Annotated in this window: 14 protein-coding genes; 6 read left to right on the plus strand and 8 right to left on the minus strand. The window is 41.0% G+C overall.

Annotation, left to right across the window (positions count from 1 at the left end; all coding sequences use genetic code 11):
• Positions 1-123 precede the first annotated feature (123 nt).
• Positions 124-516 carry a large-conductance mechanosensitive channel protein MscL gene (mscL, locus tag Q1A31_RS12090; protein WP_299876701.1) on the minus strand — a complete coding sequence of 131 codons (393 nt, stop codon included), beginning with the start codon at positions 514-516 and terminating at the stop codon, positions 124-126.
• Positions 517-887: 371 nt separating this feature from the next.
• Positions 888-1,724, minus strand: a complete 837-nt coding sequence (locus Q1A31_RS12095) for a triacylglycerol lipase (RefSeq protein WP_299876704.1) — start codon at positions 1,722-1,724, stop codon at positions 888-890.
• A gap of 193 nt (positions 1,725-1,917) precedes the next feature.
• Between Q1A31_RS12095 and Q1A31_RS12100 the strand changes: the two genes are divergently transcribed.
• The 3 genes from Q1A31_RS12100 to Q1A31_RS12110 all read left to right on the plus strand — a co-directional run bounded on the left by Q1A31_RS12100 (position 1,918) and on the right by Q1A31_RS12110 (position 6,434).
• Positions 1,918-2,601, plus strand: coding sequence for an HAD family hydrolase (locus tag Q1A31_RS12100; RefSeq protein ID WP_299876707.1), 684 nt, complete (start codon positions 1,918-1,920; stop codon positions 2,599-2,601).
• A 167-nt stretch (positions 2,602-2,768) separates the two neighbouring features.
• A complete protein-coding gene (locus Q1A31_RS12105; protein ID WP_299876710.1) occupies positions 2,769-4,922 on the plus strand; it encodes a bifunctional (p)ppGpp synthetase/guanosine-3',5'-bis(diphosphate) 3'-pyrophosphohydrolase in 2,154 nt (717 codons plus the stop codon).
• Between the two features lie 231 nt (positions 4,923-5,153).
• Positions 5,154-6,434: an MFS transporter gene (locus Q1A31_RS12110; RefSeq protein ID WP_299876713.1), complete on the plus strand. Its 1,281-nt coding sequence runs from the start codon at positions 5,154-5,156 to the stop codon at positions 6,432-6,434.
• Between the two features lie 81 nt (positions 6,435-6,515).
• On the opposite strand, the gene Q1A31_RS12115 is transcribed toward Q1A31_RS12110, so the two are convergent.
• From Q1A31_RS12115 to Q1A31_RS12135, 5 genes are all read right to left on the minus strand, one after another.
• A complete protein-coding gene (locus Q1A31_RS12115; protein WP_299876716.1) occupies positions 6,516-7,742 on the minus strand; it encodes a malic enzyme-like NAD(P)-binding protein in 1,227 nt (408 codons plus the stop codon).
• 86 nt (positions 7,743-7,828) lie between these two features.
• The gene (locus tag Q1A31_RS12120; RefSeq protein ID WP_299876719.1) at positions 7,829-8,839 is read right to left on the minus strand and encodes a M48 family metalloprotease; all 1,011 of its coding nucleotides are present in this window, start codon (positions 8,837-8,839) and stop codon (positions 7,829-7,831) included.
• Entirely contained in the window at positions 8,839-9,801 is a 963-nt protein-coding gene (locus tag Q1A31_RS12125; RefSeq protein WP_299876722.1) for a thermonuclease family protein, read from the minus strand. The genes Q1A31_RS12120 and Q1A31_RS12125 overlap by 1 nt, the downstream gene beginning before the upstream one ends.
• Positions 9,767-10,012, minus strand: coding sequence for a type B 50S ribosomal protein L31 (locus Q1A31_RS12130; protein ID WP_131907768.1), 246 nt, complete (start codon positions 10,010-10,012; stop codon positions 9,767-9,769). The genes Q1A31_RS12125 and Q1A31_RS12130 overlap by 35 nt, the downstream gene beginning before the upstream one ends.
• A gap of 87 nt (positions 10,013-10,099) precedes the next feature.
• On the minus strand, positions 10,100-10,546 hold the full coding sequence (locus Q1A31_RS12135; protein WP_299876730.1) for a DUF1801 domain-containing protein: 447 nt from the start codon (positions 10,544-10,546) through the stop codon (positions 10,100-10,102).
• Between the two features lie 215 nt (positions 10,547-10,761).
• On the opposite strand from Q1A31_RS12135, the gene Q1A31_RS12140 reads away from it, so the two are divergent.
• From Q1A31_RS12140 to Q1A31_RS12150, 3 genes are read left to right on the plus strand one after another with little or no spacing between them, the layout of a single operon-like run.
• Positions 10,762-11,373: a LemA family protein gene (locus Q1A31_RS12140; RefSeq protein ID WP_131907766.1), complete on the plus strand. Its 612-nt coding sequence runs from the start codon at positions 10,762-10,764 to the stop codon at positions 11,371-11,373.
• A gap of 20 nt (positions 11,374-11,393) precedes the next feature.
• Positions 11,394-12,275, plus strand: a complete 882-nt coding sequence (locus Q1A31_RS12145) for a YgcG family protein (protein ID WP_299876735.1) — start codon at positions 11,394-11,396, stop codon at positions 12,273-12,275.
• A gap of 2 nt (positions 12,276-12,277) precedes the next feature.
• On the plus strand, positions 12,278-12,775 hold the full coding sequence (locus tag Q1A31_RS12150) for a TPM domain-containing protein (RefSeq protein ID WP_299876738.1): 498 nt from the start codon (positions 12,278-12,280) through the stop codon (positions 12,773-12,775).
• A 54-nt stretch (positions 12,776-12,829) separates the two neighbouring features.
• Here Q1A31_RS12150 and xerC read toward each other — a convergent pair whose 3' ends face one another.
• On the minus strand, positions 12,830-13,726 hold the full coding sequence (gene xerC / locus Q1A31_RS12155; RefSeq protein ID WP_299876741.1) for a tyrosine recombinase XerC: 897 nt from the start codon (positions 13,724-13,726) through the stop codon (positions 12,830-12,832).
• Positions 13,727-13,737: the final 11 nt, after the last annotated feature.

The following is a 13,737-nucleotide window of genomic DNA, read 5'->3' on the forward strand; positions in this document are numbered from 1 at the left end:
CATCAAAATAATCACATATAAGCAATAAAAAAGGGGGATGTATTTTTGCAAATACACCCCCCTACTTTTAAGCCTTTTTTAAGAAATAATCTAAATTCTTACTTCCTAAAATTAACCTAAAAATTACTTCTTTTGTAACGCGTCACGAATCTCAGTAAGTAGATCTTCTTGAGATGGACCAGCTTCTGGCTCAGGCTCTTTATTACGAGTAGCGATTTTAATAATAATAAATACAACTGCCATAATAATTAGGAAGTCGATAAAGCTTTGAATGAAAGCGCCGTACTTAAGCATAATTGGCTCTAAACCTTTATCTCCACCACCTGTTTCAGCAAGCTTGATGCCTAAATCTGTAAAATTTACACCACCTAATGCTACTCCGATTGGAGGCATGATTACGTCGCTTACTAATGATGAAATTAGTTTACCTGATGCTACACCGATAATAATACCAGTAGCCATATCTATTAAATTGCCGCTTAGTGCGAATTCTTTGAAATCTTTAATCATTCCCATGTCTATCTTCCTTAATTGTTTGTTGATAATAAAATAAGTGATTGTTTTGTAAAATCGTACGTTTAGTGCATCCCACTTAGAATTGGTTCGAAACTTTAATAAATAATATTAATTGTTATTAATTTTCTGGGAAATAAAAACCCCGAGATAGACTCGGGGTTGAATGTGGTTACAACATGAAATCATATGATCTCAGGCAGTGTCATCCTCCAAGAAAACACTAAGTAACCTTTCTCCTCGGGTGGTATTTGTGGAGAGCGCACAGTTTACTATAAAAATTACTATTGGTGAATTTAAATTCATGTATTAAAAAACGAGGTAGGGTGCTTTGTCTTTATTTTGAAAAAGAAATATAGTGACTAAGTGCTGCTCTATTTTTGAGTTGCAGTGTTAGGGATATGTTCAAGAATCTGCAATACAATTAATCCATCTTTACCATTCAATGAGTGATTTTCAGTGCTCAATGCGATGCCAGATCGGTCCTTCAATGCCCAGATGTTATTCATATCCTGACTAAAAGGAGGAACAACAAAATCGAATTTATCCGGTTTGGTAAAGGAATCATTTTTACGAATGATAGAAGCGTAATGAATATTGGGATGGTATTGGTGATTCATCCAGTAAATAAAATTATACGATGACTCTTCTTTAAGGTCAGAAAATAAACCGCGTGAATCTTGCAGTTCGTCTACACCAGCCATGCTTGCCATCATCCCAATCGGTGAATTACCTGCTAAATGCGCGATGTTCGCTGCCGGTGTTCCCAGATGTGGTGAGGCAATAGTAATCAATGCATTTACTGCTATTTGACGTTGTGGGTCGAGCACATAAAGTCGGGCAACTAATCCACCAGCCGAGTGTCCGACTAAGGTGATTGGTTCTATACGATAAGCATACAAGTGAGAAAGATACTGCATCAATAAACTTTCCTGAATTTGTAAGTTGGCTTTTGATGGAAGGTTTACCGTATAAAAGACATCGCCTTTTGTCATCAGGTCACGAGGTATAAGCATTCCTTGTGGGCCATAGCCATAGCTTCCACCATCTTTCCAGCCAGCGCTTAATAAAGGCTGGGTAAATCCAGAATATCGCCATGACATATCATCCGCCATAAATCCATGCACTAGGACAATCGTTCTTGCTTGCGCGGAACTTACAGCAAAGATTGAAATCAATAGTAAGGCTAATGATATTATGAAGCGTTTCATGAGTGCCTCCAGGGCAACTTTTGGTAGATGAATCAGCTTTAAGTAGCAAATATAAGCTTTAATATTTGTTCAAATATTGAGATCAAAATAAATCAGGATTTTCCAATCTAGCATTCACTGCAAATTATGCATTAAGTATGTTAGTTTCTTGTCTTGAGGATTGGAATATATAAATGGGAGTACACACGGTTTCATGACAATTAAATGTATCGCTTTTGATTTGGATAATACCTTGTGGGCAGTAAACCCTGTGATTATTAAGGCTGAGCAAGGTTTTTACCAATGGCTAAAATCAAACTATCCAAAGATCACCCAAAAATATAGCGGTGAGGCGTTAGTTCAGCATCGTATGGACTATATGCACTCTAAACCTGAGTTGCATCACAACTTAACCGATTTGCGTAAAAACTGGATGAAAATACTGGCTGATGAAGCGGGCTATGATCACAGTTATGTCGAGCCTGGTTTTGATGTATTTTGGTCAGCCAGAAACGAAGTGACTTTTTATGATGGCGCTTTGGAAATGCTGGAAAAGCTTTCTAAAAAATACTCTTTAGGCGTTATTACTAATGGTAATGCTGATGTGAATAAAATCGGTGTGGGTCATTATTTCGATTTTTCACTCTCTTCAGAAAAAGCTGGTGTGTCCAAACCTCATCAGGATATTTTTCATCAAGCCATGGAAATGTCAGATCACGATTTACACCAAACTGTTTATGTCGGTGATGATCCCGAGCGAGATATTATCGGCGCCCAAAAAGTCGGGATGAAAGCTATTTGGTATAACCCGACACTGATGCCATGGCCGGGTGGTCAAACGCCTGCTGCTGTATTCCAGCATCATCACCAATTAGAAGACAAAATACTAAATTTATGACATGATAGGTTGCCTATATACAGTCAAATTGCTACTTAAAGACGAATCGTAAATGGTCAATTAATAGCTTAACGTTTGATTAAATAATAAGAAGAAATAACTAAAAAAGCCCTTAAAGTAGGGGGGTGTACTTCCAGTTCAATATTTCCATTGAGGGTTTTGGGGTAATGAAGCATAGTCAGCTAAGAGATACCAGTTCGCGCACTCGCGAACAATGGATACATCGCCTATCCATTAATGAAAGCGAAGAAGATCAACAACTGCTGATTGAAGCAATTGATCTGATGCTTACTGTTGCCGAGCTTGATGAAGATTCTCAGGTGCCTTTAAGTCTGGATGTCGCAGATATCTTACGAAATTTACAAGTTGATCAAGTTACTCTAATCGCCACTGTGCTCAGCGATGTACGCCTTTGCGATACCTTTTCAATAGAAGAAATAGCTGAGAAATTCAGTAGCACTATCGCATTGTTAGTGAAAAATATGCGTTGGTTGCATAATTTCAAACCACAAAACGAAAACGAAGCCGTTATCCCAGAACAAGCCGAACGCCTTAGAAGGATGTTGTTGGCGATGGTCGATGATGTGCGTGCGGTGCTAATTTATCTCGGTTGGCGTTTACAATATCTGCGTCTTCTTGCGGATGCTGAACTATATGATAAACGCGAAGTTGCTCAAGAAACGATGGATATCTATGCGCCCTTGGCAAATCGTCTGGGTATCAGTCAGTTAAAATGGGAGATGGAAGATCTGGCTTTTCGTTATCTTGATCCCATTGGTTATAAGAAAATTGCTAAATCACTAGATGCTAAGCGTCTGGAACGCGAAGCGTATGTTGAAGCATTTATTTTTAATTTGCGCCAGCTATTAGGCGATATGGAAATAGAAGCCGAGGTATATGGTCGTCCCAAGCATATCTATAGCATCTGGAAGAAGATGCAGCGCAAAGAACTCTCTATCGATCAGCTATATGATTTACGTGCGGTCAGAGTTATCGTCAGCGATGTTAAAGCCTGCTATACCGCGCTTGGTGTTGTGCATGAAAAATGGAAACACGTTCCTGCGGAACTCGATGATTATATTGCGAATAAAAAGCCCAATGGTTATCAGTCTTTACATACCGTCGTCATTGGTCCACAAGGACGATACGTAGAAATCCAGATTCGCACACAGGATATGCACGTTTTCGCCGAATTAGGAGTTGCCGCGCATTGGCGCTATAAAGAAGGTGGCGCACAAGATGCAGCGATGGAAAGAGTCGTTGGTTCTTTAAGAAGATTGCTGGATAGCGATGATACCGATGCAGAGTTACTCGAAGATTTCAGGGCAGAGATATTTCCCGACCGGGTGTTCGTGCTAACTCCGCAGGGCGATATTGTAGAGCTATCAAAAGGTTCGACGCCATTAGACTTTGCCTATGCTATTCATACCAGCGTTGGACATCGTTGCAATGGCGCAAAAGTGAACGGTGTAATCGTCACTCTCGACCATAAACTTAATAATGGCGATCAAGTAGAAATTATCACTAAGAAAGTCGAGCAGCCCAGCAGGAAATGGCTCAATCCGACCTTAGGTTATGTCGGATCAGCAAGCTCTCGGAGCAAAATCAGACATTGGTTTAGACAGCAGGATCATGAGAAGAACTTGCAAGATGGCAAGGATGTCATCGAGCAGGAAAAACATCGTTTAAATCTTAAAAAGATAGATCTGGAGCCGTTAATTCAGCGTTTTCGATATCAATCTAAAAAAGAATTTCTGATTGCATTGGGTAGAGGCGATATCAGTGTCGCTCAGTTGATCGATACACTGGAAGTGCCGAAGAAAGAAGAAGTTAAATTCCGTAAGGTTAATGTCAAAAATGAACATAACGACCGCGGTATTCAAATTCAGGGTGTCAGTAATCTTCTGGTTGAAATTGCAAATTGCTGTAAACCTGTACCAGGAGACAATATCATTGGTTATATCACTGTCGGACGAGGTATTACCATACATCGAGAAGACTGCCCCAATATTGATGAAACCAATCTGGGTCCAGATAAATCATTACGCTTGGCTGAAGCCAGTTGGGGTACAGAAACAACGGCCTATACCGTCGATATTCAGGTGACTGGATTTAATAAGCCTGGTTTGATTAGTGATGTTGCACAAGTGTTAGCTAAAGAACAAATTAACGTTGTTAGTATGAATACCAAACGCGGTAATACAGAACTCGTATCTTTATTGAGTATTTCTATCCAGATAGAAAACACCGGGCAGTTGTTCGATGTACTGGAAAAAATCGCACAACTACAAAATGTAATGGACGCTAAACGTCAGAGCTAGTTTCTACTTGATTATGCTTTTAGTTTGATGTGTTTAAATAAGTCAGCAAGAGAACAATATTGTTCTCTTTGTTGATAATACACCCCCCTACTTTAAGCATAAAATTAGCCATATTCAGAAATATTACGCTGATGCGTTTTCTATGATATTTCTATTGGTTTTAATCAGTTTCGGTGCGAGAATGCGCCATTTTTTGACCTAACGTTTTATTTCCTTCTGCAGCTTCGTCTTATGATTAACAATATTTTAAAAACTACATGGCCTTTGTTTTTAGGTTTGGCCTTTTTGATGCTGGGAAATGGCCTGCAGGGTACTCTGGTGAGTTGGCGAGCCAATTTCGAAGGGTTTAGCTCGAGTACCACGGGTTGGATCATGACGGCCTACTACTTAGGCTTTCTGGCTGGGTCTTTACTTACCAATAAACTCATAAGACAGGTAGGTCACATTAGAGTGTTTGCAGCGCTAGCGTCATTGGCGTCAACGGCAGTATTAGTGCAAATTCTGTTAATCGATCCCGTTGCCTGGATATTTATGCGGTTGATTACCGGGTTTAGTTTTGCTGGTGTCTATGTGGTTGTTGAAAGCTGGTTGAACGCACGTGCTGATAATGACAGTCGTGGCAGGATTTTATCGCTATATATGATTGTTTCCTACGGTGGTCTGGCGGGCGGACAATTATTGTTTAAGGTCGCCGATCCCACTACCTTCAACCTATTTTTACTCTCTTCGATTTTGCTATCGGTGGCGTTAATTCCGCTATTGGTTACCCGGGTAGCGGCTCCTTTAGAAGAAGAAAGCGAAAGCATGAGTGTTTTAGAGTTGTTTAAAACCGCACATACGGGTGTTGTGAGTATTACATTAACCTCGATAGTTTCAGGTGTGGTTCTCGGTATGGGTGCGGTTTATGCCGCGAATGCAGGGATGAGTATTTCGCAAACCGCGGTCTTTATGAGTGTGTTCATTGCTATGGGTGCAGCGGCGCAATGGCCGGTAGGCTGGATATCTGATAAATTTGATCGACGTTTAGTCATCGTTGTTTTGTGTGCGCTTTCTGTTGCCTTCATTGCCGTGCTTTATAGACTAGATCCGCAGTCCACAGCCTTTATTGTAATATTTGGCTTGTTTGGCGCTGCAGCTCTGCCTGTGTATTCATTGAGTATTGCGCATACCAATGATCGTTTGAGGCCAGAGCAGATGACGAGCGCAAGTAGTACCATGGTACTGTTTTCTGGTATTGGAGCGGCTGCTGGCCCAATAACGGTAGGTTACTTAACAGCCGCTTTTGGCAATGTATGGTTTCTCTTGTATTTAGGAGCGATACATGTGGTGCTAGGTTTGCTTGTTTTATATTTCATCTTCCAGAGAGAGGCGGTACCAGACGACGAGCAAGTGGATCATCAGCTTATGGCTTCAAGAATTACTCCGGTAGGTTTAGAGGCGGTTGCATTAGATGCGGAAGAGTCAGCGAATGAAGAGGATGATGCAGAAAAAGCCGTTAAAAAAGGCATGTAACAATTTCATTTATTTATAGATATGTAGAAACAAAAAAGGATGCCAAATGGCATCCTTTTTTATTACTTTAAAAATATTTTGTTATTTGATCTTAGCAACGCCAGAATCAATTGCAGCCTTTGATATAGCCGCAGGTAAAATATCAGCTAAGCGCGGATCTAAAGGAGTAGGGATGATGTATTCAGGACCAAACTCCATAGACTCTTTGTTGTAAGCCTTAAGGACTGAATCGGGTACTGGCTCTTTAGCAATTGACGCTAGTGCGTGAACAGCAGCCATTTTCATCTCTGTATTGATGTTAGTTGCGCGAACATCTAAAGCGCCTCGGAAGATGTATGGGAAGCCTAATACATTGTTGATCTGATTAGGGTAATCACTTCGGCCAGTCGCCATAATGATGTCAGGGCGAGCTTCGCGTGCTACTTCAGGATCAATTTCTGGGTCTGGATTAGAAAGAGCAAATACAATTGGATTGTCAGCCATCGCTTTTAGTGCTTCTACACTCAATAAATTAGGACCAGAAAGACCAATAAATACGTCGGCACCAGTACATGCATCTAACAACGTTCTGTCTTCAGTTTCTAGTGCCCATTCCTGTTTGTATTTGTTTAAGTCATCACGACCAGAGTGAATAACGCCGCCGCGATCAAGCATATAGAGTTTGCTTTTATCTGCGCCCAGTGACGTTAGTACTTTCATTGAAGCGATACCGGCTGCACCAGCACCTAGACAAACAATTCTAGCATCTTTTAGTTCTTTGCCTTTCAGCTCTAAAGCGTTAATTAGGCCAGCAGCAATGATAATGGCTGTGCCGTGTTGATCATCATGAAATACCGGAATATCCAGTTTTTCTTCCAGGATACGTTCAATTTCAAAACATTCAGGTGCTTTAATATCTTCTAGATTAATACCACCAAAAGTAGGCGAGATATTTTCCACTGTCTTGCAGAAATCCTCAATTGAATCTGAATTTACTTCAATATCAAAAACATCGATATCTGCAAAGCGTTTGAACAATACGCCTTTACCTTCCATCACAGGTTTGCTTGCAAGAGCACCAGTGTTACCTAGACCTAATACAGCGGTTCCATCAGTTATAACACCAACCAGATTTCCTTTTGCGGTGTATTTATAAGCATTTTCAGGATCTCTTTCGATCTCTTTAACTGGTTCTGCTACACCAGGTGTGTAAGCAAGCGATAAGTCCTTCTGAGTTTCAGTAGGCTTTGTAATCTCAATTGCGATTTTTCCCGGCTTAGGATTTAAGTGGTACTCAAGGGCTTCTTTTTTTAGTGTTTCATTCGACATGAATTCTTCCTTATAGTAATTCTAGGTAACGTGTATTTAAGCGTAGACCAATATTAGTCTGAGTGGTGAAAAATAACAAAAATTGCTTATTGAATGACCTTTACCAAACTTCCCTGAACGGGTTGTCCTTTTGGGAACATGCCATTTATAAGACGTAAACGTTGTTCATTGACCTTGCTTTTTTGTGCTAGCGTAGCATAAGTCAAACCTGGTGTAGTTGCACGACCTACAACGATTCTTCCATTATTATTTTTATCTATGCGAAACGACATCCCATCAATTTGTTTTAAATATTTATCGTGGCCTGCATCTCTGGTGGTTTGAGTTTTGAATTTATTGGCTTGTCTAATAACTTCCTTTAGACGCGTATCGTTATCTGGGTGTGAAGAGAAAACACCGTGATACGCCTGAACTTTACGACCTTCTTTCTGCGCCTGATACTTCTCAAATTCTTCTTGTGACTTCAATACGCTAACGACTTCAATCATGTTTTCAGGATCGTATCCGACACGCGCTAAATACTCTGCGCCTAATTTATCCGCTTGCAGTTCGTGATCTCTGCCATAACCGCTCAACAGTGCTTGTCCTAACTGACCAAACCCCTTGCCTGCTGTTACACCAGCCTGATCAGCTAAAATACTTTGCAGCACGGCACCCACAGCGCCTGCACTTTGCTGTTTTACGCCATGTTTGGCTGTAACGTGACCAATCTCGTGTCCTAATACGCCGGCCAACTCGCCTTCTGAATTAAGATAAGCCATGAGTCCTGTGGTTACATAGACATAGCCACCCGGAAGAGCAAAAGCGTTAACGGTGGGGTCATCCAATACGGTGAAGGTATAGCGAATATCGCTTCTATGACTTTGTTTTGCGAGTTCCTGACCAATATTGTTAACGTAAGCCTGTAATCCAGAATTGTTATAGCGCTTCTTCTGTTTCATGATGCTTTTATGGCCTTGCGCGCCAATTGACAATTCCTGCTCTTCATTGATCAGGGTAAAGTCTCTTTTGCCAGAGACAGGATTGGTAGAACAGCCTGCAAGCGTGGTGATTAGTGCCGTAGCGATTAAGCCTCTAAAAGTAGTTTTGATGTTCATTATTTTGAGCTCCATTTAATCATCGATTCAATTTGCGTCCCTGCAAATATTTGAAGTTGTGATGGGTGATTAAGTTGAATGGTTCGTCTTTTTCTTTGGTTTTTGAGCATACCTGAAACGATTATGCTTTTGCCGATTAATTTATCAAAGTCTATGGATTTAAAATAGCCTAAGTTTTTGTTTTTTATTGTTATGTGTGTTGGTTTTTTATCATGGCTTTCAAGCGTTAGAGAAATAGATTTTTTATGTGTTTGTTTACTTTTAACGACGCCTTTTAAACGGACATAACCTTTCGTTTTGGGTTTAATCGATTCAGTCGTTACAAGCCGGTTTTTCTTGAGTTTCCATATTTTTAGTGATTTTAGTTGAGCCGTTTGCTCTGCTTTTTTGTAGCAATCTGCGAATGCAATATTAGGTGATATGGCGAGTGTTTTTGCATAGCCTTGCTGAAGTAGCCAGCTAGATATATTGGTACCATCTTTTAAAAACACATGTGCCAGTACTCTAGAATACTTATCTTTCTTTTCTTTTCCATAAAGGAGTCTGACTTTGTAATTGTGCTGTTTAAGTTTTTCTCTTAAAGCTTCTTTGGCTTTTGCGCCGTATGCCTGACCTTTTTGTTTGTGGTGTTTTGTTTCTGGCGTGTCTACACCAATGATTCTTACTTTGCGTTTGTCGGTAAGTAACACCGTATCGCCATCATAGACCCACTTAACGGTTGCGCTTTCTAATTGATTATTTTTAGGGGAAGGGCAAATTTCGGCCGCAAAGGTGGGGGGTGTCAAAACGATAAATGTGATTATCACAGACGCAAAAAAGGCACTCATAACAGGTGCCTTTTTTGAGGTATGCTTTAAAAGCATTAACGAATGTAAGTTTGCAGCAAGCCAGATCGGAACCCGGTTTAGCTCAGCAGACAAGGATTCGTTATTTTCTACCGTAACGATTGTTAAACTTGTCAATCGCACCAGCAGTTGTTTTAGTGTTTTGCTTGCCCGTGTAGAAAGGGTGAGATGCACTAGAGATATCCACTTTAATTAGTGGGTATTCATTACCATCTTCCCATTTTGCAGTCTCTTTTGAAGAAAGCGTTGAGCGAGTAAGAATTTTAAAGTCGCTCGCAAGGTCCTGAAAAATTACTTGATTGTAGTCTGGGTGTGTATCGGCCTTCATTAGAAGATCCTCTTAAAATCGTGTTCAAAAATCGAAGAGCGGGGATTCTAACAGATGCCCCCAATGCTTTGCAAGCGGAGTATGCCCTTATAATCCTAAAAGTGGAAGATGTTTTATCTTATGGTAAGTCAAACAAAGCAATAAGCATTGTTTTAATGCATCTTTAGGAATTGTTTCATCGAGAGAAAAAATAATCGCTCTATTACCATCATAGCGAAACGTATCTGGATAAATCTCTCTGAATGTCTCAACTAAAGTAGTGCTACAGGTCAAATAAACCGCGTAGTCATTGGGAGTCGACGCCTTCCACGTTAATCTTACGGTAGATCCAGACTTGGCTTTGTAAGCAGGTTCCCCCCATTTAAGTGTTTCTTCAATATCACTGATTTCATCATTATGTTTAGCGAGATCAAATATCATTTGTCGAATGGTTAGCAGTTTTTTCTGAATCGTTTCAGGATACAAACCATAGGTATGTTTGACATCATCGGATTGAATAACGTTTTCTAGTGATTTTAGATCTGGGTCAGGCATGGCTGTTAATTCCTTTGATTAATCATCCTTTTTCTTTTTCTATAATACACCCCCCTACTTATAGGCACTTTTTAAGCAGGATTAACTTAGATGTTAGATGAGATGGCACAAAAGAAGCGAGCAGGCTAGACTAGTGACAAATTCATAAATATATGAATTAATAAGGCTATTCAAAGTGAAGTTAAGTTTACGTAAAACAGAAGGGGAGAGAGAGAATGTCTAAGTTCGGAATGGTAATTCTTGCAGCAATCACATTATTTATTATTTTTGGTGTGGGTGTTTATAACCGCATTGTAAGTGGTGATGAAGGTGTGACTGCCTCCTGGTCTGAAGTGGTTAACCAATACCAGCGCAGAGCAGACCTGATACCTAATCTGGTAAGCACGGTTAAAGGTTTTGCCGCACAGGAAAAAGACGTATTAACCAGTGTTGTTGAGGCGCGTGCGAAAGCTACCTCCGTTCAAATCACACCGGAAACGCTCAATGATCCTGCGGCATTCAGTCAATTCTCACAAGCGCAAAGTCAATTAACAGGAGCTTTGAGTCGTTTGCTGGTAACGGTTGAGCGCTACCCTGATCTGAAGTCAGATAAGAACTTCCTGGAATTACAGACTCAGTTAGAAGGAACGGAAAATCGCATTACAGTCGCACGTAAACGCTATATCGATGCGGTAAAAGATTACAATTTAACGGTCAGAAAATTCCCCGGCAATATGATTGCTAGCCTTATGGGGTATTCGACCAAGCAGAATTTCACCGTTGAAAATGAAGACGCGATTGCCGCACCACCAAAGGTTGATTTTAATACGGCGCCTGCTACAAATTAAATTGATCTACTAAAACCAGAATGTATACAAGGCACTCATTATCAGGGTTATTCCTGAGTTTCTTCATAGTGATTGGGACTATCAGTGGAATACTAGTCTCAAGTAATGCGATGGCTGACTTGGTAAAAGTCCCTGACTTAAGTAGCCGAGTGACTGATTTAACGCGGACCTTATCATCGGCTGAGAAAGCAACACTCGAATCGACTCTGGAAAATCTGGAGAAGACCAAAGGAAGCCAATTGGCTATCTTAATCGTAAATAGTACAGCTCCAGAAGCCATTGAAGATTTTTCCATGCGCGTTGTGGATAAATGGAAATTAGGTCGTGAAGACACAGATGATGGCGTATTACTTTTAATCGCGATGAAAGATCGAAAGATGCGGATTGAAGTAGGTTATGGATTAGAAGGTGCAATACCTGATATCGCAGCGGGCCGGATCATCAACGAATACATCACCCCTGCGTTTCGAAGTGGCAATTATTACTCAGGAGTTGCCGCAGGTGCGAATAAAATAATCGCGCTAATTAATGGTGAAGCATTGCCACCACCGAGTTCATCACAAGGCAGTAACAGTGATTCAGTCGGCCCGATTCTGTTCTTTTTAATCTTTGTCAGTAGCTTTATTTCAAGAGGGCTTACCGTTATGTTGGGTAGCCTGATTGCTACCTCAATTATCGCTATAAGTGGGGGGGTGATCATTTGGTTTTTAACTCAGGATATATTCTTCACCTTATTTGCCGCCATGTTTTTGGCGATCTTTAGCTCTGCATTTGGCAGCTCAAAAAGCAGTAGTTACCGCGATGGTGGGGGTTACGGCGGCGGTTTTGGCGGCGGCGGAGGAGGAGGCTTTAGTGGCGGCGGTGGTGGATTCGGCGGAGGCGGCGCGTCCGGCGGATGGTAATTATGAATTTTAAAAGAACAATCAAACATCTGTTTTATCCCGGTTGGTGGTTGCGTCGTGATTTTCCGCCATCAGAAATGGCGAGAATCGAAGGGGCAATCAAACAATCAGAAAGTAAACATAGTGGCGAGATTCGTTTCGCCATTGAAAGCTCATTGCCGTTCAAGGCGCTCTGGCATGATGAGTCGATGCATGAACGCGCTATTGAGGTATTTTCGCTCTTAAGAGTCTGGGATACCGAAGACAATAATGGCGTGCTGATCTATTTATTACTGGCTGATCATAAAGTTGAAATTACCGCTGATAGAAATATCAATAAGGTCGTTGGTGAACAAGAATGGCAGAGAATTTGCGGAATAATGCAAACGGAATTTCGCGCAGGAAATTTTGGTAATGGCGTGGTGTTAGGGATTAATGAGATTGGCGTATTGCTGGAAAAGCATTTTCCTGTTACTGCCGCTGATACTAATGAATTATCGAATAAACCTGTGATTCTTTAACGGATAAACGCTTAGGTATCAATTTAAGGTCACCCCCCTACTTATAGGCGTTTTTTAATCGCTCTTCTTTTTACGCGCTCTAGGGTGCGCTTTATCGTAGACTTTGGCCAAATGTTGAAAGTCTAAATGGGTGTAAATCTGTGTAGTCCCAATATCGGCATGCCCCAGTAATTCCTGTACCGCTCTCAAATCTCCTGATGATTCTAGAATATGACTGGCAAACGAATGTCTTAGTTTGTGCGGGTGTAGATGCTGTTCCAAACCTTGTTTCTTACGCCAGAAATTTAAACGCTGTTGGATCGAGCGCTGACTAATTCGTTTGCCTCTATTGCTTACGAATAGTGCTTGTTCATCAATTTTGGCCAAGATATCTCGCTTACCTAACCACATTTGTATCGCGTCGCTCGCTTTACGTCCAATCGGAAGAACTCTGGTTTTATTACCTTTACCCAATGCTCTAAGAGAGTTTTCAGTGAGGTCGATACTGTCTAAATCAAGATTCGTCAGTTCAGAGAGTCGCAAACCAGATGAATAAAAAAGCTCCATGATCGCTTTGTCACGAATCGCTAAGATGCTGTCGGGTGGAATATCCAATAGCTGGCTGAGCGAATCAACATCTAATGTATCTGGGAGTGTTCTGGCCGACTTTGGAGCACGAATGTCGACTGCAGGATTGTTTTTGAGTTGATGATTTCTAATCAGGAACTGATAGAAGCTACGCAATGACGATAGCTTCCGTTGTAATGTTTTTCCGCCGATTCCTTGTCGATGTAAACCGGCAACCCAGTTGCGCACGTGCAAGCTGTCTGCTTTAACAATGTCATCGCAGTCATTTTTTTTCAGCCAAAGGCTGAATTGCTTGAGGTCTCTTTCGTAGGCGCCAAGCGTATGCGGCGAGTATTGTTTTTGGTATTTTAAGTGTTCAGCGAATTGTTTGGTGGCGTGCGACAAATCAGTAATCA

The sequence above is a fragment of the uncultured Cocleimonas sp. genome (assembly GCF_947495625.1).
Taxonomy (GTDB): Bacteria; Pseudomonadota; Gammaproteobacteria; order Thiotrichales; family Thiotrichaceae; genus Cocleimonas.